Source organism: Enterocloster bolteae (genome assembly GCF_002234575.2).
Lineage (GTDB): Bacteria > Bacillota > Clostridia > Lachnospirales > Lachnospiraceae > Enterocloster > Enterocloster bolteae.
Map to the genome: position 1 here is coordinate 1,994,734 of NZ_CP022464.2, position 23,066 is coordinate 2,017,799.

General features: G+C 42.8%; 19 protein-coding genes and 2 pseudogenes. 13 read left to right on the forward strand and 8 right to left on the reverse strand.

Going from position 1 to position 23,066, the window contains the following annotated elements:
- Window positions 1-201: 201 nt before the first annotated feature.
- The 5 genes and pseudogenes from CGC65_RS32465 to CGC65_RS32710 all read right to left on the reverse strand — a co-directional run.
- The gene (locus tag CGC65_RS32465; protein ID WP_007036501.1) at window positions 202-387 is read right to left on the reverse strand and encodes a transposase; all 186 of its coding nucleotides are present in this window, start codon (window positions 385-387) and stop codon (window positions 202-204) included.
- Between the two features lie 248 nt (window positions 388-635).
- The gene (gene bsh, locus CGC65_RS09425; protein ID WP_002565680.1) at window positions 636-1,610 is read right to left on the reverse strand and encodes a choloylglycine hydrolase; all 975 of its coding nucleotides are present in this window, start codon (window positions 1,608-1,610) and stop codon (window positions 636-638) included.
- 285 nt (window positions 1,611-1,895) lie between these two features.
- On the reverse strand, window positions 1,896-2,096 hold the full coding sequence (locus tag CGC65_RS32800; RefSeq protein ID WP_007036498.1) for a hypothetical protein: 201 nt from the start codon (window positions 2,094-2,096) through the stop codon (window positions 1,896-1,898).
- Between the two features lie 375 nt (window positions 2,097-2,471).
- Window positions 2,472-2,771, reverse strand: coding sequence for an oleate hydratase (locus tag CGC65_RS32275; protein ID WP_002565679.1), 300 nt, complete (start codon window positions 2,769-2,771; stop codon window positions 2,472-2,474).
- Window positions 2,772-2,995: 224 nt separating this feature from the next.
- Window positions 2,996-3,536, reverse strand: a pseudogene (locus CGC65_RS32710) (oleate hydratase); the annotation flags it as partial.
- A gap of 382 nt (window positions 3,537-3,918) precedes the next feature.
- On the opposite strand from CGC65_RS32710, the gene CGC65_RS32715 reads away from it, so the two are divergent.
- The 4 genes and pseudogenes from CGC65_RS32715 (at window position 3,919) to CGC65_RS09460 (ending at window position 7,964) form a co-directional block, all read left to right on the forward strand.
- Window positions 3,919-4,062 (forward strand): transposase, encoded by a 144-nt coding sequence (locus CGC65_RS32715; RefSeq protein ID WP_416387635.1) that lies wholly within the window; start codon window positions 3,919-3,921, stop codon window positions 4,060-4,062.
- Window positions 4,002-4,363 (forward strand): annotated as a pseudogene (gene tnpA / locus CGC65_RS09450) (IS200/IS605 family transposase). The gene CGC65_RS32715 and the pseudogene tnpA overlap by 61 nt, the downstream one beginning before the upstream one ends.
- A gap of 421 nt (window positions 4,364-4,784) precedes the next feature.
- A complete protein-coding gene (gene mgtA / locus CGC65_RS09455; protein WP_002565677.1) occupies window positions 4,785-7,445 on the forward strand; it encodes a magnesium-translocating P-type ATPase in 2,661 nt (886 codons plus the stop codon).
- A gap of 15 nt (window positions 7,446-7,460) precedes the next feature.
- Complete coding sequence (locus CGC65_RS09460; protein WP_002565676.1) at window positions 7,461-7,964, forward strand: winged helix-turn-helix domain-containing protein; 504 nt, start codon at window positions 7,461-7,463, stop codon at window positions 7,962-7,964.
- Window positions 7,965-8,127: 163 nt separating this feature from the next.
- Here CGC65_RS09460 and CGC65_RS31255 read toward each other — a convergent pair whose 3' ends face one another.
- Window positions 8,128-8,283 (reverse strand): hypothetical protein, encoded by a 156-nt coding sequence (locus CGC65_RS31255; RefSeq protein ID WP_002565675.1) that lies wholly within the window; start codon window positions 8,281-8,283, stop codon window positions 8,128-8,130.
- 297 nt (window positions 8,284-8,580) lie between these two features.
- On the opposite strand from CGC65_RS31255, the gene CGC65_RS09465 reads away from it, so the two are divergent.
- The 6 genes from CGC65_RS09465 (at window position 8,581) to CGC65_RS09490 (ending at window position 13,989) form a co-directional block, all read left to right on the forward strand.
- Window positions 8,581-9,504, forward strand: a complete 924-nt coding sequence (locus CGC65_RS09465) for a cation diffusion facilitator family transporter (protein ID WP_002565674.1) — start codon at window positions 8,581-8,583, stop codon at window positions 9,502-9,504.
- A gap of 139 nt (window positions 9,505-9,643) precedes the next feature.
- On the forward strand, window positions 9,644-10,321 hold the full coding sequence (locus CGC65_RS09470) for an MgtC/SapB family protein (protein WP_002565673.1): 678 nt from the start codon (window positions 9,644-9,646) through the stop codon (window positions 10,319-10,321).
- Complete coding sequence (locus CGC65_RS09475) at window positions 10,322-10,561, forward strand: hypothetical protein (RefSeq protein ID WP_002565672.1); 240 nt, start codon at window positions 10,322-10,324, stop codon at window positions 10,559-10,561. It abuts the gene before it with no gap.
- 6 nt (window positions 10,562-10,567) lie between these two features.
- Window positions 10,568-10,879, forward strand: coding sequence for a DUF3784 domain-containing protein (locus CGC65_RS09480; RefSeq protein WP_002565671.1), 312 nt, complete (start codon window positions 10,568-10,570; stop codon window positions 10,877-10,879).
- Window positions 10,880-11,043: 164 nt separating this feature from the next.
- Window positions 11,044-13,809: a magnesium-translocating P-type ATPase gene (gene mgtA / locus CGC65_RS09485; protein ID WP_002578474.1), complete on the forward strand. Its 2,766-nt coding sequence runs from the start codon at window positions 11,044-11,046 to the stop codon at window positions 13,807-13,809.
- 9 nt (window positions 13,810-13,818) lie between these two features.
- Window positions 13,819-13,989: a hypothetical protein gene (locus CGC65_RS09490; RefSeq protein WP_002565669.1), complete on the forward strand. Its 171-nt coding sequence runs from the start codon at window positions 13,819-13,821 to the stop codon at window positions 13,987-13,989.
- A gap of 159 nt (window positions 13,990-14,148) precedes the next feature.
- Here CGC65_RS09490 and CGC65_RS09495 read toward each other — a convergent pair whose 3' ends face one another.
- A complete protein-coding gene (locus tag CGC65_RS09495; RefSeq protein ID WP_105105474.1) occupies window positions 14,149-15,816 on the reverse strand; it encodes an ISL3 family transposase in 1,668 nt (555 codons plus the stop codon).
- A 1,548-nt stretch (window positions 15,817-17,364) separates the two neighbouring features.
- Here CGC65_RS09495 and CGC65_RS09500 point away from each other — a divergent pair.
- Window positions 17,365-17,805, forward strand: coding sequence for a Dps family protein (locus tag CGC65_RS09500; protein WP_002565667.1), 441 nt, complete (start codon window positions 17,365-17,367; stop codon window positions 17,803-17,805).
- Between the two features lie 290 nt (window positions 17,806-18,095).
- Here the strand turns inward: CGC65_RS09500 and CGC65_RS09505 are convergent, their stop codons facing one another.
- Window positions 18,096-19,310 (reverse strand): IS110 family RNA-guided transposase, encoded by a 1,215-nt coding sequence (locus tag CGC65_RS09505; RefSeq protein ID WP_002565666.1) that lies wholly within the window; start codon window positions 19,308-19,310, stop codon window positions 18,096-18,098.
- Between the two features lie 285 nt (window positions 19,311-19,595).
- Between CGC65_RS09505 and CGC65_RS09510 the strand changes: the two genes are divergently transcribed.
- Both CGC65_RS09510 and CGC65_RS09515 read left to right on the forward strand, forming a co-directional pair.
- Window positions 19,596-21,341: an ABC transporter ATP-binding protein gene (locus CGC65_RS09510; protein ID WP_002565665.1), complete on the forward strand. Its 1,746-nt coding sequence runs from the start codon at window positions 19,596-19,598 to the stop codon at window positions 21,339-21,341.
- Entirely contained in the window at window positions 21,338-23,059 is a 1,722-nt protein-coding gene (locus CGC65_RS09515) for an ABC transporter ATP-binding protein (RefSeq protein WP_002565664.1), read from the forward strand. Before CGC65_RS09510 ends, CGC65_RS09515 begins: the two co-directional genes overlap by 4 nt.
- Window positions 23,060-23,066 lie beyond the last annotated feature (7 nt).

Below are 23,066 nucleotides of genomic sequence, written 5' to 3' on the forward strand. Positions count from 1 at the left end.
TACTATTGGATTATTGTTGCCCTCTCCTTTTGTTTTATAATTATCTTAATTCTATAGGGTCAACACTGGAAGTATCTTCATTTAAAATGACAATGAGTTCATCTTTTAAAATTGCCTGGGCAATAGAAATTCATTTCACGAAGTATTTTTGCATACCTTCTCCTCACGGAACAAAATAGAAAGACTGACAATCCAGGTTACTTATACCGTTTTTATCAGTCTTTTAAGGTTTAATGCTGTTGCCAATAGGAGGCATTCTTCCAGCGATTTTTGGAGACCCCTTTTGTGTATCTTATTCAGTTTGTGTTCTTGTTTTAGAATAGCAAATGTTCCTTCCGCCCATATCTGTCTGAGTCGCATGATTCTCAGATAATTGCTGATTCTCATGTTCTGATTTTATGGAATCAAATCAGAACGAAGGATTGAAAAGAAAGTGGCGCTTAACTTTTGCCTACCGCTTGTTTGTGGGCTTGGCTTTCTTCAATTATTGTAAGGCGAGGAAATTACAAAAGCAAAGGTACTGGAATACTGGGAACAGCTGCAACGAAAACATCAGGCTCGTAACGTCAATGCCAATGCGCCGTTCAGCTTGACCGTTGACTGGCTTTGCTCTTTTCCCAACAAACTGGAATCTGTCAATTTTGAATTTCCAACGCTTTGTCCGTCATTAGTTTATAACTGATGAGTGCTTCACCGTTAAGATCCTCCCGATTCATATCTACACCAACAATACTGTAATTATCATAAGTCTTATAGTAGTAAATACCCCTGTCAGCATTACAGCAAGAAGTGTAAATGGAAATTTCATATTTCCCGTCCGCCAAACGGCAACATCCTCTTTGCTGCTCAACGGAGCCTAATATATGGAAAAATTGGCTTACGCTTGATTTTTCGTCATTCTCGGACAGTGAATTCATTTTTGTAAAAGCCACACGTACAAATCTTGACATAGATGATAAGTCTCCGGGGAGCCCGATAGCGCCCATGCCCCTACTGTATGCATTTAGCCTAATCTGTTCGGAAAAGCAATTTTTAGGGGTGTCGATGGACAATCTCATATAGTTGTTCAAATTGAACATTTGAAACGGAAAAGGCGGATTATTTGTGAGAACACCTACGGGATTATCATAAACAAATATACCGTCCTTCACACTTTCTACCGTAATGGAGCTGTTTTTATCCGAAATGATCCAATGGAGCTGTGCCATAGGAAAATGTGGACTAAACGGTTCGGCCAAGAAGTTGATCCTGCCAAGCAGTTCTCTCGCGTCATTCACAGTTGCACACTGACCCATGATCCAAGGAATAAATTCCCATTGGGCAATGTTGTCCTTACCTTTTTCTTTTTCACGGTAATGAGCATTTCCCACAAAATTTAGACCGGCAATACACAGACCCTTTTCGTTTACAGCATCGTAATACAGTGGATAATTCTCTGTTATATGAGCCATTCCCATAAAAGCAAAATGATGATCCATTGTTCCCATACTTCGAAACATCAACTTGAAATTTCTTGGTGTGACTGTAACAGTCTCACCATAGGAAATTTCATAATCAAGTGTCCGTCCAAAATAGAAATCTCTGGTTTTATAAGTTGCTGCTGTACACATAATTCTTTCTCCTTCATTGCGTTATACGATATTTCATCAGCATATGCCTATTCCCCTCAAATCCCGACTTGTTTGCCTTACCGAATTGGAAGTTATTAAACTCTTTTTATCGGATAGCACACCGCGGTTTTTAGGTTCCTGGTTGCCATCTTGCGAGGATTGCACAAATAAATCTCTTGGTGATAGAGTATCCGTAATGTCAATAGTTTAATCCTGTTTCTCGGCATATTCAATCATAGCGGAAATGGTTTCGGATTCATCATCATAAGAACCGAGGTGCATACACTACACACACTCACCCTTATCATAGGTAAAAAACTTAATCTTTGTAAAATCTTGTTTTTTCTTCTTGGCTTTTTCTTCAATCGCCCAATCAAAATCCACCTTTGTTACGAAATCAGGCAAACAAATGACAAAAAATAAATGCAAAATTACCCTTTGCATAGTCAATTCCGGTAAAGCCGTTCTGCCAACAAAATCCTTCATGGGGGCAACATAATCAAAATATCTATCAATTTTATGCTCGCATTATAGCTCATTTTGATAGTAAATACAATACCACACAGCAACCTGAGAGATGATACATACTCACCGTTTCATCGTTGGTATTACCTTTGTACCGCACGGCGATGTAGTTTATTTCGGAACCGTTACGATAGATGATTTGTTTTGCGGCATATAAAACTATTTATACTCTTTTTTATAGTCAAATGACATTATTGCATCTCCATAAAGGATGATTTTTCAATTGCTCAACTTTGGTCAAACATGAAGTTCCCATAGAAAGGGCAGGCATACATGATACCACCAAGGGTAGGATTGCCACAATAACCCATCTTTTCTATATTTTCGATAACAGTGCTACGAGGATATAAAAAATATATCTTTCGCGAAAGTGGACAAGGAGTTGGTATGCGATGATATCACTATTATATCTACTGCATTGAGAAAATCCGTTGTCTTACATACTGCGGTAATATACGGCCCCTTACCGGTGCAATCCGATCTTTTCTTTTTTACAAAATTGCCGGGCTTGTCGCTGAAAAGGCCGTAGATCCATCCCACCAGCTGTCCCTTTGGCTGATTGCGGAACTGGGACTGGCGGTTGAACGTACAACTCATCAGCCAGTTAGAGTCCTTGCCGGTGACGATGCCGCTCATCCAGTTGCTCTGCTTCGGATTAGAACAGAATTTATTAGGACGCCGAAAGCGGGGCTTGCGCCGCTATCTTCCGCCACATATCCTAGCCGCCGCTTGGCTTAATTTCCGTATGGAACGATGCAGGGGATTTTGAGAACTCAGACTGGAATTTTCCACGCAGCCGCCGTTGGTGATAAAGACCAGATCGTTTTCCGTTAAATCAACGAATTCCGTATGACCATCCGCCAGAAGTTGGAGTCCAGAACCTCCTTGCCAAAAAAAGTTGGTGATGCGCTTGTCATACAGTTTTTCATCCGAGGCAAAAAACAGGTGAATGATCTCTAAGGCTCCCTTGTCGGACAGGCCGAACTTGCCGTCCGTATGGGCATCCTAGCCTCAATTCGCTGTGGCCCACATGAGGGCATAGTTGAGATCTTTTTTGTTCAGCCAATAATACTCATCCAATACACTTCCGCCATCTGTTTAGATGGACGGAATCGACCGGAAAAGATCCCACATCACTTCAAAGTGGTTGTCCATCTCCCGCTCACCCCGCATGACATAGCCCAGGCCAGGGTATTCATAACCGTCACACGCTCCACCCGGTATCGAATCCTTTTCAAACACATGAATGCGGTCACCGCTCATCTAGCCGTCCCGAACCAGATAACATGCGGCTGTCAATGCCGCCAGGCCGGTTCCAATGATATAGGCAGATTTGGATTCAACTCCTTCGGGCTTGCGGGGCCGGGCAAAAGCCTCATAGTTACCACTTGCGTAATACATATCTAAAACCCTCATATCATTTCCTGATTTTATTATGTCCCTGGGACAACACAAATAAACCATGACAAGAATTTTCAATTTCATATGCCTCGCTTCTGAGAAAGTAGTTCCTATTTGTTTTCGGTTCTTTTGCATCTGATCTGGATTTCATAGACCAGAACACAACATTCATTACAATGGCAGATGCAACCTTTCAATGCAATCTCCATATATCTGCAAAACTTGTTATTGTCCTGAAACCTTGTCAGATACATTGACATCTGCAAAGTTTTATTTTTCCAAGCCTAAGGTAAAAACCATCGCTTTTAGGCGGTAGAGTTTCATCAGTAATTCCTTCAAGTAGAGGCAGTAATATAATTAACGTACGGGGAGATGCGTAGAACTGGCGAATTATAGAAACGGAAGTCATGCAGTATATGATATAAAATATCACTTTGCGTGGAAAACGAAATACAGATACGAAGCATTAAAAGGAGATGCAGCCTTTATGCTGCGAGAACTGTTAAGGCAGACAGCCAAGGAATAAAAATATTACAGGGAAGTATTCAGCCGGATCATGTCTATATGCTATTGTTATGCCCAACAAATTTGTCACCAAGTGAGATTATGCAGAATCTGAAAGGGAAAAATAAAGGATATTATAAGAGGAGTTCCCACAATTAAGAAAGAGATATTGGGGACAGTATATGTGGGGGAGAAGATATTTTTGTGGCACAGTAGGAGAAGTCAAACAAAGAATGATAGAAGAATATAGAAAAGCTGGGAAGAGAAGATGGGTACGACAATTTTTCGATAGGGGAAGAATGACTACCTCAGTAGAACTTTAGTGGACTTTAGTCTAAAAGAAAGGGCTTTAGCCCCATTGTGACTTTCGGTTGCCTAATGGCGGTTTTTAGACCGAATCAACCCACCGGCTTTAGCTGATGGTAGTTGAGTATACCAAAAAAGGGGGAGCACGTCACTCAGGGAGTTCGCTGTAGTACTAGGTTTGGAACGTAAACTTAAAAATATGCCAAACAATCTTTATGGTGGACAACAGTAACATATGGCGATTGCAAGATTTCTTACGGCAAAACCTACGAGTATGGTTGATAAGACTTTGACTCACCCTGACGAGATAAATTTGATAGAGCTGAAAAATGCCGTATCAAAGTAAATTGCAAGAAAAAAGCAAGAATATAAACATAGCATTTTCATAACACTATGTTAAAGTATTCTTACTTGTACTTATAAAGGAGGGACTGTTTCGTGTCAAAAGCAACGCTATTTGACAGTCGTATCAAAAAATACGCTTACTGTGATCCATTAGAAATCTATCGAGACATTGGCACATCTCCGGATGGTCTGACCATTGAGCAAATTGAGTCGATGCGGGAGAAGTATGGAAAGAACAGCTTCAATGAGCGAAAAAATGATACGATGATGAAACGATTGCAACGGGCATTTATTAACCCGTTTCATGTGATTCTTTTTGTTCTGGGTATTGTTTCTCTCATTACAGATGTTTTTGTAGTATCCAATTTTGCAAGAAACGCTACTACCGCTATTATCATCTTTTCCATGATTCTAATTAGTGGTGTAATTCGTCTGATTCAGGAGCTGCGGGCAAAGAGCGCCGCAGCTCAGCTTGATCGACTGATTCATGAAAGCGTCACGGTGAGGCGCGATGGGGAGTTAATGGAGATTCCCACCGAAGAATTAGTGGTCGGGGATCTTGTTTTATTCTCCGCAGGTGATCGTGTTCCAGCAGATATCAGATTGACGAAGAACACGGATCTTTTTATCTCCCAGGCTGCCATCACTGGCGAGAGCGCCATCCTTGAAAAGAGCTGCCGCAAACTCAGCTACGGCGAGCAGGAGACGCTGACTCAGCTTGAAAACCTCGCTTTTATGGCAACAACTGTTATCAGCGGCAGAGGCGAAGGAATTGTGCTGGCCGTTGGCAAAGACACGCTGTATGGCAGCTTTACAAAGCCCGATCCTGATGACAAAAATTCCTTTCAAAAGGGTGCCAATTCCATTGCCTGGGTCATGCTCCGCTTCATGGCAGTGCTGGTGCCGATTGTGTTTGTGATTCTCGGTATCACAGGTGGAAAATGGCTGGAGTCCTTTGCCTTTGCCCTGTCAGTGGCCGTTGGACTGATGCCGGAAATGCTGCCCATGGTCATTACAGCCTGCCTTGCCAAGGGCAGTCTTGCCATGAGTAAAAAGCAAACGATTATCAAAGATATCAATGCCATGCAGGGCTTTGGAAGTATGGATGTACTTTGCATGGACAAGACTGGCACGCTAACCAATGAAAGTATCCTGCTTGAATATTACATGGATATTCTAGGCAATGAAAATACGGAAGTTCTCGATCTGGCTTATCTGAACAGCGCCTATCATTCCGGCGTTCGCAACACGATTGACAACGCAATTCTTGCCTGTAAGACTATGCCTGGCCGTGAAACACATTATTCCGCCCTTTTGACCCAGTATCAAAAAGCGGACGAAATTCCCTTTGACTATGCCCGCAAGTTTATCAGCACCCTTGTACGAGATATAGATGGCGAGTGTCAGCTCATTATGAAAGGTGACATTGGGCATATCGTTTCCCGTTGCAGTCATGTGGAATATCGGGGTGAAATCCTGCCGATTGAAAAGGATGATATGCAGAGCGTATCTTCTGTGGTAGATGATATGCTCCAGGAGGGGATGAAGGTCATTGCTATCGCACGGAAAAATGTAGGCCATCAAAGAGAAATCACACCCGCTGACGAATTTAATATGACTCTGGTGGGCTATCTGTCCTTTTTTGATGCGCCCAAGCAAACCGCAAAAGAATCCGTGGCAGCCCTCAAGAGGTTAAAAGTGACCCCAAAGATTCTGACGGGAGATCAGGCGGCCATTGCGGTGTCTGTTTGCCATCGGGTGGGCATCTCTGCCGAGGCTGTGCTGACTGGTGCAAAACTGGACGAAATGACAGATAGTGAGCTTAGAAAAGCAGTTGAGGAAATCTATGTTTTTGCGGAACTTACTCCGGGCCAAAAGGTGCGTCTGGTTTCCGCTCTGCAGGAAAACGGTCACTCGGTGGGTTTCCTTGGTGATGGCGTCAATGATATCCCGGCACTGAACGAGGCCAATGTGGGAATCTCAGTGGATACGGCAGTGGACTCAGCCAAAGATGCAGCCGATGTGGTTTTGTTGCAAAAGGATCTCAATGTTCTGGAACAAGGTGTTTTGGAAGGGCGTAAGACCTTTACTAATATGCTCAAATACATCAAGATCACCGCCAGCTCCAATTTTGGTAATATTTTCTCCATCATATGCGCCAGCGCATTTTTGCCGTTTTTGCCCATGACATCCATCCAGATTCTGCTTCTGAATTTGCTGTACGATATTTTGTGTATTGTTCTGCCGTGGGACAATGTGGACGAGGAAGAAACCCTATCTCCGAGAGATTGGTCGGGCAAAACTTTGGGACGGTTTATGATGTCATTCGGGCCACTCAGCTCTCTGTTTGATATTGCGACCTTCCTGTTCCTGTATTATTTCCTGTGTCCCATGCTATGTGGAGGAGCAACCTATCTAAATATTACCGATCCTTCTTTGCAGCTTCAGTATGTGTCCCTGTTCCAGACGGGGTGGTTTTTGGAATCCATGTGGACACAGGTGCTGATCCTGCATTTTCTGCGAACACCTAAAGTTCCTTTTATGCAGAGCAGGACATCCACACCTGTGATTTGCATAACGCTGGCCGGAATTGTTGCCTTTACAGCCATGACCTTTACCAGTGGTGCATCTCTGTTCGGCATGACGAGGCTGCCGCTTTGGTATTTTGCATTTTTGCTGTTCGTAGCGCTTGCCTATATGCTGTTGACTACGGTAGCCAAATATTTCTATAAGAAGTACTATGAGTTGATTTGAAAGGAGGAATTCATTGTGAAAAAGAATATCAGTTATATTCCTATGGATTCCACCCTTGAAATTTGGTTGCTGGAAAAGCTAATTAAAGAGCCACCGAAAAGTGACTGTGTGGAAGATTTTCTGTCTGGCATCCGGGATATGATCAGCGGAGAGGTATCTTCTTTGATTTTGGGAGCATCAGAAGAAACAGAGCTATCTGCCAGTGCTCTGTCGGATGGGATTATAATTGGAGAATTGGAAATTCATCCGAAAAGCAGAAAGGTTCTGCAGAAAGGTTCAGAAATCAGCCTGACTCCAAAAGAGTTTGACATTCTGTATTTTCTTGCCCAGAATCGGGGCGAGGTCTTTACTAAAGAGCAGATTTATCGTGCAGTCTGGGAAGATGATTATCTGCTGGATGACAGCAACATCATGGCATTTATCCGAAAACTGCGCAAGAAGATTGAGCCTGACCCAGATGCTCCGAAGTACATTTTGACTATCTGGGGCATCGGGTACAAGTTTAATGATCAACTATAAAATAGGCGGACTGAGACCACTTTCGGTTTCAGCCCGCCTGAATTCTTGCCAAATCGCAAGGAAATTGCAAGGTTTTAGCCATGGGAGTCACCTTGTGCTTGTTGTATTATTAAGCCTGTGCCTGTTGCAAGGTATTGTTCCGCAGCTTCAGCCGGTATACTTCTCAAACATGTATAAAGAGAATAAAGCCCCAAGAGATTTTGAGAGTGGTATTGGACCGCTTTTCCATGATTTCAAAAAGAATTATATTTAAAGGACGAAGGATGGCAACCATACTTTTACCTTTGGAAACATCAATACCTACTGCGTTCATGTTCATAAATTTGTCACTCCTTAAGATTTATAATGCAAAAGATCAATACCAACTTTACTCATTGCTTATTCAATCTACTGTGGTGTGACACGAACGCACTGAAAGTGGTTCAACCTGCATAAAACGAACGCTGCGAATGAGGAGCTGGTTATCAGTCTCAAAAACGGACGTGTAAGTCCAAGAAAGGAAGCCGATATACCGATTGCCCCATCATTATACAGCTTAAGCAATAAGATGGCTAACAACCTAACTGGTTGTTAAGTATATTAACCAATTTATATTGTAGTAGAAGGGAGGATTAAAGTGGAGAAAAAATCGAATCCCCATAATACCGCACAAAAGGCTGCAATGTACGTTTCCAGTATCAGTATCATTGTCAATCTCCTTTTGTCTTTATTTAAATTGATTGCCGGAATCATCGCAAGATCTGACGCCATGATTTCCGATGCAGTTCATTCAGCGTCCGATGTGCTTAGCACTATTGTGGTTATCGTTGGATCAAAAATATCGAGCAAGGAATCCGATACAGAGCATCCTTACGGACATGAGCGTATTGAATGCGTATCATCCATTATCCTCTCGGGTATGCTTCTGGTAACTGGAATTGGAATCGGAATTGTTGGGGTGAAAAAGATTATTGCCGGCAGCACAGGGGATGATTTGACAGTTCCGGGAATATTGGCTCTTATGGCCGCCGTAGTATCCATTATTGTAAAGGAGTGGATGTATTGGTTTACCAGATCGGTGGCAAAGAAGATTAATTCCGGCTCTCTGATGGCAGATGCGTGGCACCACCGTTCAGATGCTCTATCTTCTATTGGTTCGTTTGCGGGGATTTTGGGGGCAAGGCTTGGCTATCCTATTTTAGATTCAATTGCCAGCGTTATCATTTGTGTGGTGATTGTGAAGGTGTCCATGGATATTTTCTATGATGCCATCAATAAAATGGTAGATCATTCCTGTAATGAGGCTACTGAAGATAAAATACGAAGTCTCATTGCCACAATCCCTGGAATAAGGCGTATTGACCTACTACACACCCGCCTGTTTGGTATGAAAATATATGTGGATATTGAGATCGCTGTAGATGAAAACTTACGGTTAAAAGAAGCGCATCATATTGCTGAGCAGGTTCATTACTCAGTAGAAAATTCCTTTCCAGAAGTAAAACACTGCATGGTTCATGTAAATCCAGCAAGCACTGTACCTGTTGGCAGTACAAAGTAGAACATAGCGATCTATGAACTATTATTAACGTATTATCTTTTGAAATCTTGCCAAATCACAAGGAAATCGCAAGGTTTTAGCCATGTGCTTTTCCTTGCGGTTTTTATATACTGTTCGTGGTCGATGGGAGGTGATTTACATGTTTTACACCGATTTTATTTTAAGAATCTCCCTCTCCTTGGTGCTTGGCTTTCTGATTGGATTGGAACGGCAGCTAACCGGCCATCCGGCGGGTATTCGTATCAATGTGTTGATTTGCATGGGAACCAGCTTCTTTACCTTGTTTCCAATGCTCTATGGCTCGGATCAGGTATTTCGTGTTGGGAGTAGTATTATATCTGGTGTTGGTTTTTTATGCAGCGGTGTGATTTTTAAGGACAGCGGAACAGTGCGTGGAATGAATACTGCGGCAACGCTATGGTGTACAGCTGCAATTGGCATTCTTGCAAGTACAGGGATGTATGCAATGGCAATCACTGCCGCTGGTATTTTGATTGCCTCAAACTCGATTCTGCGTCCTCTTGCAAGAAAGATGAACCCAATCACAGCTGGTGATGAATTTGAAAAACAATATCGTATTTCGGTCATTTGTCAGGAAGCTGCAGAGCAGGAAATTCGTCTGTTGCTTATTAACAGCAATTCATGCAAAACTCTGTTCCTGAATAATCTGGAAAGCGGCGATGTTGTTGGTGATAAGGTTGAGATCATTGCGAAATACTGTTCTGTTGGAAAACCTAAAAACAATGTTTTAGAGGGAATCGTTGGGCAGGCATTGGCAATCCCGGAAGTTGTAAGTGCTGGCTGGGAGGTGTTGTGAGTGAAGACGAAAATCAAAGATTACAAACTGGCAATTTTCTTGGCACTTTACTCCGTGTTCACAATAATATGTGGCTGTTTAAGCGGGATGTTCTCTAAACTGAGAATTTTGATGTTTCAGATTTGGTATCAGGTAACTGCTGTTATTTGGTTTATCCTTGCTGTTACAGTGATTATACTGCTCATCAGGCTTCTGAGGCTGAATAAACTAAAAAATGAAGTTAAACATTGGAAGGAGTGAGAAAATATGGACTTTACATGCATCTTTTTCGGCATCCTCTTTACTATTGCAGGCTTTGTGTTTGCCTGCGGAAAAGGACATATTCACTTATCTGAGTGGAAAAATATGCCGCAGGAAGAGAAAGATAAAATAAAAATTATCCCGCTTTGCCGTAACATCGGGGAAGTCATTGCACTTAATGGTATTATCTTTCTGATGAAGGGGCTTTGGTCAGGATTTCCAAATCACTGGTTTGTATGTGCAATGATTGCATGGCTAATCGTTGCGGGCTTTGATGTCTGGTATATCGAAAAAAGTAACCGATATCGCAGACCGTGATCCGCATTGCGGTTTCACATAGATAGTTTTAAAGAATGTGAGGTGAAAGACATGGACTCTGAAAGCAGTCCACGAAGGCAGAGAATATTGTATGGGTGTACGGAGATTCCGTGTCCCTCATATAATCTTCCTTGCCCCTATGAAAATTCAAGGAGGTAAGACCAATGAACAAGAAAGAAAACCGTATGGCTGTTCGTCAGACTGTCGAAAAGACAGTTATCCGTGACGAACAGAACCGCCGCATGCAATTTGCGGCAACCAATCCCATTAAAGAGGTTTTGAAAAACCTTCATACCACACTTCGGGGATTAGATGCAGGAGCAGTACCCGTAAGTCGTACTAAATATGGCACCAATAAAGTAACACATGAAAAAAAGAAGTCCTTGGCAAAACGGCTGGTCAGTGCGTTTATCAACCCTTTTACAGCCATTCTGTTTTGCCTGGCACTGGTATCAACCATTACAGATATGATTCTACCTTATTTTTCTCTGTTTGGCAGTGTGCCGGATGATTTTGACTGTCTGACGGTAGTTATCATTTTAACGATGGTATTCATTTCGGGTACGCTTCGGTTTGTCCAGGAATCCAGAAGTGGAAATGCAGCAGAAAAGTTGTTAGCCATGATTACGACCACTTGCACCGTTACTCGTAGGAACCAGGAAAAAATAGAAATCCCTATGGATGATTTGGTGGTTGGAGATATTGTACATCTGTCTGCTGGAGACATGATTCCGGCGGATGTGCGTATTTTGGATGCGAAGGATTTGTTTGTCAGTCAGGCAAGTCTTACTGGTGAGAGTGAACCCATTGAAAAAAAACCCAATGTGAGCGCACAGAAAGAGAGTGTGACCGATTACACAAACATTGCTTTTATGGGGAGTAATGTAATTTCAGGCAGCGCAACAGCTGTTGTTGTTTGTGTTGGCGATCATACTCTGTTTGGATCCATGGCGTCCGCAGTTGCCGGAGAAGCGGTTGAAACAAGCTTTACCAAGGGTGTCAACGCCGTTTCTTGGGTGCTGATCCGTTTTATGCTCGTCATGGTTCCGCTGGTGTTCTTCGTCAACGGCATCACCAAGGGCGACTGGTTGGAGGCCTTCTTATTCGGCATTTCTATTGCTGTCGGTTTGACACCGGAAATGCTGCCAATGATTGTAACAACCTGTCTTGCGAAAGGTGCTGTTTCCATGAGCAAAAAGCAGACAATCGTTAAAAACCTCAATTCTATTCAGAACTTCGGTGCTATTGATATTCTCTGCACCGACAAGACTGGCACGCTGACCCAGGATAAGGTTGTGCTGGAATACCACCTGAATGTAAATGGCGAGGACGATACGCGAGTACTGCGTCACGCTTATCTCAATAGTTACTTCCAGACTGGCTATAAAAACCTGATGGATTTGGCAATTATCCATAAGACGGAGGAGGAAGAAGCCGCAGATTCGCGTCTTATTGACCTGTCCGAAAACTATGTAAAGGTGGATGAGATTCCTTTTGACTTCACACGTCGCCGTCTTACTACTGTGGTACAGGATAAAAACGGCAAAACCCAAATGGTAACAAAAGGCGCTGTGGAAGAAATGCTCTCTATTTGCGCATTTGCAGAGTGCGATGGAGGAGTGAAGCCTCTGACTGATGACGTCCGTTGCCGGATTTTGGAGACAGTGGATGATCTGAACGACAAGGGATTTCGCGTTTTGGCGATTGCACAGAAAAGTAATCCATCTCCCGTTGGCGCATTTGGTGTCAAAGATGAATGTGACATGGTGCTGATTGGATATCTGGCATTCCTGGATCCTCCAAAAGAATCTACTGCGGATGCAATTAAGGCTTTGAAAGACCACGGTGTTACCACCAAAATTTTGACTGGTGATAATGACAAAGTGACTCGTACCATCTGCAAGCAGGTGGGGATGAAGGTTCGCAATATGCTTCTTGGCGCTGATTTGGAACACATGAGCGATACAGAGCTTGCAAGAGCGGCAGAGTTTACAGATGTATTTGCAAAGCTGACCCCCGATCAGAAAGCCCGTGTGGTTTCTGTTCTTCGTGAAAACGGTCATACGGTCGGTTTCATGGGTGACGGTATCAACGATGCCGCAGCTATGAAAACTGCCGACATTGGCATTTCGGTGGATACTGCCGTGGATGTTGCAAAGGAATCTGCCGATATCATTCTGCTAGAAAAAGACCTGATGGTTTTGGAACAGGGCATCATTGAGGGACGTAAAACTTATGCCAACATGATCAAATACATTAAAATGACCGCATCATCCAACTTCGGCAATATGTTCTCGGTACTGGCGGCTTCTGCGCTGCTGCCGTTCCTGCCGATGATGAGCGTGCACCTGATTTTCCTGAACCTGATTTATGACTTGTCCTGCACGGCAATTCCATGGGACAATGTGGATGAGGAGTTCATCGCCAAACCACGTAAATGGGATGCTTCCAGTGTTGGAAGTTTTATGATCTGGATTGGGCCAACCAGCTCCATCTTCGATTTTACAACCTATATTTTCATGTACTTTGTATTTTGCCCGTTGTTCGTATCCAACGGCGTGTTGTTCAATGATTTGCCCGCCCATTTCAGCGGTGCAGAACTGGCAACGCTTCAGAAGCAGTATATCGGAATGTTCCAAGCCGGATGGTTCGTGGAATCTATGTGGAGCCAGACGTTGGTCATTCACATGATCCGTACTCCGAAGCTACCCTTCATTCAGAGTCGTGCGTCTGCTCCGGTGACTTTGCTCACAATGACAGGAATTACGGTTCTGACCATCATTCCGTTTACTGTGTTTGGAACTATGCTGGGATTTGTTGCATTGCCTGCAACATACTTCGCTTATCTGATTCCATGTATTCTGCTGTATATGATTCTGGCAACAAGTTTGAAAAAAGCCTATGTTCGTCATTTCGGCGAACTGCTCTAAGGGGGTGCAATGATGAACTGGAAAGAACTTTGGATGACCTTTTTCGGAACTACCGAATGGCTTGGTCTGAATATCGGCTTTTGGATGGCTATGGCAGTTGTGTTACTGATTGTCATTGTAATGAATGTAATATTTTGGTCTATGAAACCAAAAGCAGATGCAAAAGAGCTTTATAAATAAGATGGAAATATGAATGAAGCAAGGGAGATACACAATTTTTTATTGTGGAATCTCCCTTATCTATTATCATCAAATCAAGGCCCATTCAATCGTGATAATTTTGTGGTAAAACAAGTGCTTTTTCATTAAATGTAAGCGTCAAATAGGTTCTTTCCAAAGTTAGTTGATTTGATAATAATACTCATTTAAAAGAACCTTTGCTTTTAATAAGCGAAAGTTGTTCCTGCCATACATAATACGTTTAATTAATTTGATTTTATTGACGCTTCCCTCTGCCAAACCGTTGTTAAACTTGTATTTTATTGCATTTTTTACTGCGTCAATATCGGATTTTAAACCATTGACATAAGTATCTATCTCGTCAACGTTCAGGGATTGGGCTGTTTCTATCCACAAATCCAGCTCATCATATTTTCCGGAAAACATAATTCGATGAAATTCCCTTAATAAATCATATAGCTGTCCGAGAATGGGATACTTCTTAACTGCGGCTTCATATTGTTCCTCCGTTATGCCATTTGCCTTTTCTAATTTTCGATATATCAGCTGGCACAGACATTTGCGTGGAACATACTCAACGGCGTCTGCCTCCGCAGCGGATATTCGTTTTTGATGTGTTCTTTCTTTTTGCATAAACACTCGCAGGGAATCAACAGTTCCATCGTATCCTTTCTGGCAGATATACTCATGAATCTTTTGATATGTGATGCCTTGTGCACGCATTTTTATTACATCCGATTCATAAGGGGCAAGTTTTCCTGGCCTTCTCGAATCATAATGTCCGTTGCCTACAGGACAGTCGTCTTTTAAGTATTTTTTTATTGTCACAGTCGTGTGCCCGGTTAAACGTGAAATTTCATCAATGGAATGTCCACCAGCATAAAGCTGCCTTACCTCATTGATTGCAAGCTGTTTATTTTCAAGTCCCTGAATGTATTGTCTTTCACGAGCATTTTCTTGTATTTCTGGAATTTCATTCTCGGGAATTGCAAGGTATTCCCTTACAGTGGTTGTTGCCGAATGTAAAAGGAGGGCTATGTCATTTATTGTGTAGCCTTCATTTCTCTTTCTGTGGGCAAATACTATTCGTTCAGCCCGGTTTCTGGTATCATACAGTGCCTGCATCTGGGGATTGGCAGTTATTGCCGGTATAATCAGCCTTGACGGGAACAGGCGGTGCATGTATTTTTCAACTGCATCCGATAAATTTTTAAGCAGATGAAATCTGTCACTGACCTGTACTGCATCAGGATGGGCGTTGCTGGCGGCAGAGGAATATGTCTGTGCCCCATCTCTGGAAATTACTTTTAAATTGGGATAGGATTTTAACCATTCCTCTACTTTTTTTGTTTCTCGGGAGTCAATAATGTCAATTATCCTATGTGTATCCAGATTCACCATGACAGTTCCATAGCTGTACCGTTTCCGAAATGCAAAATCATCCACACATATATTAATTACAGAAGATTTATCCACATGTACTGGCATTTTTTTGAGCAGATCACAAATACTGCTCTTGCTTACCTGAATGGCATCTGCTTTCAATAATGCAGATGCACTCACTGAACTTAACTTGACAGAAGTCATTAATATTCGGTCAATCAAACGTGTTGTCTTTTTTTCATTAGGAGAAATAAAACCAAATCTTTCTGAAAAAGTTTTATGGCTGCAATTGGGATTGTCACAGAACATTTTTCTAACATTAAGCAATAATATCGTCTGTTTATCATGTAATGGAATGTCCTGAATTTCCCGCTGATATGTAGAATGTATCCTTGCTGAGTTGCTCCCAAAATATGGACATACGGTATGAACTTTACTACTCAGACCTCTATAATGACCACATTTGACTTTATTTTACAATCCAGACATTTTAGAGTGGAATCTAATAAATTTATCAGTTCTTGTTCCATGGCAAACACCATCCTTTGAACCCATTATATCGCTTTGTTGTTATACATTCAACTAACTTTGGAAAGAACCTATTTGACGCTTACGGATAATCGAAATTTCAATATAAAATTTAATTTATATTAGTGTATTTACACGATGACATTCAGACAAACCTCCTTGCCTATTTTTGACCTGCACTATCATAAAAATATCCTGCGGAGTTTTAGACGAAGACATCGTGTCAGTACACTAGTAATCTCATCAACTTTATCGAGAAAATAAGGAGCGGGGAGTAGGTCTTTAGATAAAGGGGAAGTATTGACTATTTTAGGCCCAATCGGTGTGGGATAAACGACACTTTTAAATTGTATGATGAGCATGTTGTAGTTACATGAGTGGAGGAGAATTGTAAATGGTTTTAAATTGCTCGGGAATTGTGTAGCGCCTCTGAAATGCTGGTATTAGATGAACCGGTTCAAATTGAGACTTTAAAATTAGTTGATTGTGTTAGAAACGATTCAAATACTTTCAAAAAAGAGAATGGAAGCAATTGTAAATACACATTTTCCAGCTCACGCACTGAAAATAGCGAATAAAGCCTTAATGCTTAGTTAAAATCGAACTTGCAAATTTGTTGCTGTAGAACATATAGTAACAGAACAAAACATGAGAAAAGCTTTTCAAGTAGAAATTAAAATTGTTAATTTTTCATACCTTAACGGAGAAAACCATAAAAGTGTTATTCCTTAAAAATTTACAGAGAAAGCTAATGGAGCAAAGTTTCAAGATACAGCATTTTCCGTAGCTGACGGCTGAATCCTTCGGTGGCATTGGTCGTATTATCATGAAACGGATATAGTACAACAGATCTAAAAGCAACCAAAAAGAACAGATTATAAAATGCCCATATTTTTTATCAGGGAGAAATATGAGCATTTTAGGAAATAGTCGATTGGTAACCATTATAGAAGGCGATAATAATATATTGGAATGATTTCATTAAATCTTAAGTTTATGATGTTGGACTATGTTAGTGGCCTTGACTTCTCGCCATGCCTCTGATGCATTCCTGAAAAATCAGTGAATTTTTTGATAGAGTCCCTATATACAAGAAGTTAGTTTTTGCTAACAAGGTAAAAGACAAGAGGTTGCTCCATAAGGTTTATCAAACAATTTTTTAACAGCATTAGAAAACCGAAAGGCGGGATGGGGAAAGTGATGGCTAGCGGTATGAATCAAGGTAATGCCCTATTTTGGCTTGGGGACGTTCACCTTTCCTGGCCATTCCTACTGTGGCCCCTTCTATAAAAAATATTTTGTCGAATAAAAGGTGAATAGCACTTGTACCAATATGGATAATAGGATAAATAGCGTGAATAGGAAAATGAATAATAAATTGACATTTTCTTTTGGTTAGTATATACTAACTTTATAAGGGAAGTTAGACTAACCTTGTATTTCAAATCAAAGGAGGCTGTTATTTTGAAAAAAGAACTCGCAACTCAGGTAAATGCATATCTTGCAAACATTGGTGTCTCATACATCAAATTACACAATCTTCATTGGAATGTAGTGGGGAGCCAGTTTAAAGCGGCACATGAATATCTGGAAACCTTGTATGATGCCCTTGCAGATGTACTCGATGCTATCGCAGAACTTTTAAAAATGAACGGAGAAGCCCCTTTGGCAAGTATGAAGGGTTACTTATCAGTTGCCACAATTCCAGAGTTGGAAAGTGTCGAGCTGGATGTCAAGAGTGCGATGCAGACGGTTCTGAAAGATATGGAATCTCTCAGAACTCAGGCTTTTTTCATTCGTGAGCAGGCCGACAAGGAGAATCAATTTGATGTGGTTGCCCACATGGAAGACGATGTGGCAAATTACAACAAAACAATTTGGTTCATTCAATCTATGTTGAAGTAATAAGCAAATGTTCAAATAGAGAACTATCGTAGAACGTGGGTAGTTCTCTATTTGATTGTCAATGATTGAATCTTGCATCTAGTTCTTTTTTTCTTTAAAAATAAATGAGATAATATTATATGTGAGTTAGTCTTGGCTAACATTGATTTCAGCATATATCTAGAAAGCCTGCTAATAAAAAGTCAAGTGTTTTTTGAAGAAAATTTCAAAAAGCCGATTTGATATTTTAGGGTATAACTTTTAAGCCGCCAGAACTGCCGGCTTTGAAAGGGGTGATATAGAGACGGGTGTTACTCTGCCTGCTCCAAGTTCCGCAGGCACTCTTTGACCTTGCCATAATAAATGCGGAGAAACTTATTCGCTCCGGCGGTCATGTAGACATAGTAAGGCTTTCCCTGTGCCCGCTTTTTATCAAGGAAACGATAGACCGGATCGTCCACAGGGGCATTCTGGAGCAGGGTCGTCATGATCTGAAATAAGGTCTTGCGCAGTCTGGCAGATCCAACTTTGGAAGCCCTGTTGCTCTTGGACTTGTGCTGGCCGGACTCATCCACGCCGGGGTCAACGCCTGCAAAGGCGGTCAATGCCTCCCTGTGGGTAAATCTGGACACGTTGCCAATCTCAGCAATGAGCAGCGGGCCATAAGTCTTCCCAACGCCATAGATGCCCATCACGGTGTTGTATTCAGGAAGGGTGGATGCCAACGCGTTCATTTCCTGACGGAGACGCTCCACATGTCCGGAAGCAAGGTTTAACTGCTGGATGCTTTGCTGGATCAACAGCTTATAGGTCTTCTCCTTTGGAAAGACGGCAACCAATTCCTTTGAGGCATTGAACAGTTTTTCGGGCTTGTCCTGTTGGAAGATGTAGTGGTGCTTCTTGCAGAAAGCCTTGTAGCGCTCCGTAAAGGTTTTTAAGCCAATCTTGCGGACACAGTCCACATGCCAGAAAGAATAAGCATAATCAACCCATTTTTCGCTTCCGTCCTCACGTGTCGGGCTGTCAAAGAGTTTGTTAACACCGGGATAAGTATTATCCAACAGGGCAATCAGGTTTGCTTTTGCGGCAACCTTCTGCTTCATAAAAAAGCTGAATTGAGAGTTTAAAGTTTTTAACTGAGTACGTGTATCGTCCATATCTGAATATTGGCGCAGTTCTGCCCAGTTGTCAAGAGTATAGCGTGCAATCTTGCGGGCATCTGCCGGGTCAGATTTGACCTTGCGCAGGGAGTTGTTGCCGAAGTTTTTGATTAGGTGAGGATTCACAACGGAAACGAATAATCCGGCTTCGTACAGAACCTTAAGCATGGGCTCATGGTATCTGCCCGTACATTCCATAACGATTTTGGATGGGCCCTCTAATGAACCAAGGTAATCTGCAAGTTCATTGAGGTTCTGGGATGTATGGGAAACATCGAAAGGTTTGCGGATTACAGTGCCGCCGGGTTGCAGAACTGCGATGGTGCTCTTGCCTTTTGAGACATCAATCCCTACTGCGTTGTACATTCTACGTACCTCCAAAAGTGAATTTGCATGGATTCCAGCATTCCTCATTGCCGATTCAATCTCCTGGGGTATCAAACGAACGTGGTGTGGTAGTTCAACCTGCATAAATCGAACGGCTGCAATGACAGGCTGGCTGACTGGCTTTCTAACGGACGCTAATGGTCCAAGGAGAACTCTGTCAGACCGATGCCTAATCATTATACAGCTTAAACAATGAGAGGATTAAGTCCCAACTGGCTGTTGGGTACTGAAACCATACACTTATATATTAGGAGGAGAGTATCTATGTTTGGGGTATACAAAAAACTGCTATATTATGTACCAAAGCAGCGACCTTTGGCCTATTTTGCAATCGGCCTGACGGTGGTATCCACATTGCTCAATGTAGGCGCTTATTACTACCTCTATGAGTTTTTGAAACGATTGGTGGTAGACGAAGATATGGGGCATGCTCAATATAATGCGTTCCTGATTGCAGGGCTGTTGATTGGCGGTTCGCTCTTGTATTTTGCGGCCGTGCTTTTGACGCATATGTTGGGCTTCCGGCTGGAGACCAACTTGCGCAAGCGTGGGATTGACGGCCTGACCAATGCCAGCTTCCGCTACTTTGATCTGAACTCATCGGGAAAGACACGTAAACTCATTGATGACAACGCCGCCCAAACGCATTCTATTGTAGCCCATTTGATTCCTGACAATGCCGGAGCAATTCTGACACCGTTTTTGGCGCTTGTGGTGGGCTTTTTGATCAGTCTGCGGGTAGGCATCGTTCTATTGGTTCTGTTCCTACTGAGTGGCGTACTCCTTGTCCTGATGACCGGGGAAAAGAAGTTTATGGAAATCTACCAAAAGGCGCTGGAGACAATGAGCAGCGAGACCGTGGAGTACATACGCGGGATACAGGTACTCAAGATTTTTGGCATAGACGCTACATCTTTCAAGACGCTGCATCGGGCAATCACGGATTATGCACGGCATGCCTTGAACTATTCCATGAGCTGCCGAAGGCCATATGTGTTATTCCAGCTGATTCTATTCGGCTTTATTGCCATACTCGTTTCAGTGGCAGCCTTAACGCTGAATCGAATTCAAGACCCGGCTGTGTTGGCGGTGGAGCTCATTATGACGTTATTCCTGGGCGGAGTCCTGTTTACCGCCTTTATGAAAGTGATGTATGTAGGTATGTATGCATTCATGGGAACTTCGGCGGTTGAGAAACTGGAGCAGGTGTTTTCAGATATGCAAAAGGATCGGCTTATATTTGGAAACAAGAGCACATTCAAAAACTATGACATTGAATTTGAACGGGTATGCTTTGGGTATACAGACCAGATGGTGCTGGAGGATGTTAGCTTCACTCTGAAAGAAGGAAGGAGTTATGCTCTGGTGGGATCTTCTGGAGGAGGAAAGTCCACGATTGCCAAATTGATTTCTGGTTTTTACAAAGTGGATGGAGGAGCGGTCAAGATTGGGGGAGAGTCCATCGAAGCCTATACAGAGGACGCCTTAATCCGCAATATCGCCTTTGTGTTCCAGAATGTCCGTTTGTTTCGCATCAGTATTTACGAGAATGTCCGTCTGGCGAACCCAGACGCTCAAAGAACGGAGGTCATGGAAGCGCTGTATCAGGCAGGTTGTGACAGCATTCTGGATAAGTTCAAAGATCGGGAAAATACGGTGATTGGCTCCAAAGGCGTATACCTGTCGGGCGGTGAGAAGCAGCGGATTGCAATCGCACGGGCAATGCTAAAGAATGCGAAGATCGTGATCCTTGACGAGGCCAGCGCGGCAATCGATCCGGAGAATGAGCATGAGCTGCAAAAGGCGTTTGCTCACTTAATGAAGGGAAAGACTGTCATGATGATTGCACATCGGCTGTCCAGCATTCGAAATGTGGATGAAATTCTGGTTTTGGAGGACGGGAAAATAGTAGAGCGAGGAACGGACGCGGCGTTGATGGCGACCGATACCAAGTACAGAGAATATCAAACGCTCTATGAACAGGCAAATGAATGGAGGGTTGTAAGATGAGAGAACTGTTTAAAAAGCATTTTGCCCTGACCGACAAGGGGGCCAAAGATTTGCAAAAGGCCAGCGCGGCCTCCTTCTTTGCCTATGTGATTAACTTTTTCCCCGCAATGCTGCTGCTTCTCCTGGTGGATGAGTTGCTGTTGAACAATGTCAAGGAAACAGGGCTGTATTTGTGGGGATCTATCCTGGTTCTGGCTGTGATGTGGATTCTGCTCCGAATTGAATATGATGCACTGTATAACACCACTTACCAGGAGAGCGCGAATCTTCGCACGGAGATTGCAGATATTCTGACCAAGTTGCCCTTATCTTACTTTTCCAGGCATGACCTTTCGGATCTGGCGCAAACCATCATGGCGGATGTGGCAGCTATTGAGCATGCTATGAGTCACGCTATGGCAAAGGCAGTGGGATTCCTGTTCTTTTTTCCGTTGCTTTCGGTTCTGCTGCTCCTTGGCAATGTTAAATTGGGGCTTGCTATCATTCTGCCGATTCTGCTTGGATTCGGGCTTCTTTTATTGTCGAAAAACCTTCAGATTCGGGAGTCATTCAAACATTATCAAAAGCTCCGGGACAACTCTGAGAGTTTTCAGGAGGCCATTGAAAATCAGCAGGAAATCAAGAGCTTTGGCTTGACTCAGAAGATCCGGCAGACTCTTTATCAAAAGATGGAAGAAAGTGAGAAAATCCATCTTCGTGCAGAGATTTCAGCGGGTATTCCTATGTTGTGCTCGAATGTCATTCTGCAATTTGCCTTTGTTCTTGTAATCCTCATAGGCGTCCAAATGCTGCATACAGGAGAGATCAATATCCTGTACTTTCTGGGATATGTACTGGCCTCCATTAAGGTGAGGGAGAGCGTAGAAGCGGTCAGCATGAATGTGGCAGAGCTGTATTATCTGGATTCCATGTGCAAACGTATCCGGGAGATTCGGGAGACAAAGATACAGCAGGGCAAGGATCAGACAATCTCAAGTTATGATATTGAATTTGATCAGGTGTCTTTTTCTTACGATAAGGATACAGAAGTGCTCAAGAATATCAGTTTCGCCGCGAAGCAAAACGAAGTGACTGCCTTAGTGGGGGTGTCTGGCTGCGGGAAAACCAGTATCCTGCGTCTGATGTCAAGACTTTATGATTATGACAGCGGAAGCATCCGGATCGGCGGGCTGGATATCAAAGAAATCTCTACAAAATCCTTGTTTGAAAAGATAGCCATCGTCTTCCAGGATGTAACGTTGTTTAATGCATCTGTTCTGGAAAATATCCGCATTGGGAAAAAGACGGCCACAGACGAGGAGGTCATTCAGGCGGCACGATTGGCCAACTGCGAAGAATTTATTCGGAGGCTTCCGGAAGGGTACAAAACGATGATTGGAGAAAACGGAGCAACACTCTCCGGAGGAGAACGCCAACGGCTATCCATCGCCAGAGCCTTTTTGAAAGATTCACCTATTATCATTCTGGATGAAATTGCAGCCTCTTTGGATGTGGAAAACGAAAAAAAGATCCAGGACAGCTTGAACCGCCTCATTCTGGATAAGACCGTTGTCATTATTTCCCACCGTCTCAAATCCGTTGAAAATGCAGATAAAATCGTGGTGATCGACTGCGGCAGAGTGGAGGCGTCCGGTACTCATCTTGAACTGCTCAAAACTTCTCCAACCTATAACAATTTGGTGGAGAAAGCAAAACTGACGGAAGAATTCCAATATTAGCGTAAAG

What these genes read in the sequence shown, in the direction of transcription:
- CGC65_RS32465 (WP_007036501.1), bottom strand. Translation starts at nt 387, where the DNA reads ATGAGAATCAGCAATTATCTGAGAATCATGCGACTCAGACAGATATGG.
- bsh (WP_002565680.1), bottom strand. Translation starts at nt 1,610, where the DNA reads ATGTGTACAGCAGCAACTTATAAAACCAGAGATTTCTATTTTGGACGG.
- CGC65_RS32800 (WP_007036498.1), bottom strand. Translation starts at nt 2,096, where the DNA reads ATGAAGGATTTTGTTGGCAGAACGGCTTTACCGGAATTGACTATGCAA.
- CGC65_RS32275 (WP_002565679.1), bottom strand. Translation starts at nt 2,771, where the DNA reads ATGAGCGGCATCGTCACCGGCAAGGACTCTAACTGGCTGATGAGTTGT.
- CGC65_RS31255 (WP_002565675.1), bottom strand. Translation starts at nt 8,283, where the DNA reads ATGAACATGAACGCAGTAGGTATTGATGTTTCCAAAGGTAAAAGTATG.
- CGC65_RS09470 (WP_002565673.1), top strand. Translation starts at nt 9,644, where the DNA reads ATGTTTTACACCGATTTTATTTTAAGAATCTCCCTCTCCTTGGTGCTT.
- CGC65_RS09480 (WP_002565671.1), top strand. Translation starts at nt 10,568, where the DNA reads ATGGACTTTACATGCATCTTTTTCGGCATCCTCTTTACTATTGCAGGC.
- mgtA (WP_002578474.1), top strand. Translation starts at nt 11,044, where the DNA reads ATGAACAAGAAAGAAAACCGTATGGCTGTTCGTCAGACTGTCGAAAAG.
- CGC65_RS09490 (WP_002565669.1), top strand. Translation starts at nt 13,819, where the DNA reads ATGATGAACTGGAAAGAACTTTGGATGACCTTTTTCGGAACTACCGAA.
- CGC65_RS09505 (WP_002565666.1), bottom strand. Translation starts at nt 19,310, where the DNA reads ATGTACAACGCAGTAGGGATTGATGTCTCAAAAGGCAAGAGCACCATC.
- CGC65_RS09510 (WP_002565665.1), top strand. Translation starts at nt 19,596, where the DNA reads ATGTTTGGGGTATACAAAAAACTGCTATATTATGTACCAAAGCAGCGA.
- CGC65_RS09515 (WP_002565664.1), top strand. Translation starts at nt 21,338, where the DNA reads ATGAGAGAACTGTTTAAAAAGCATTTTGCCCTGACCGACAAGGGGGCC.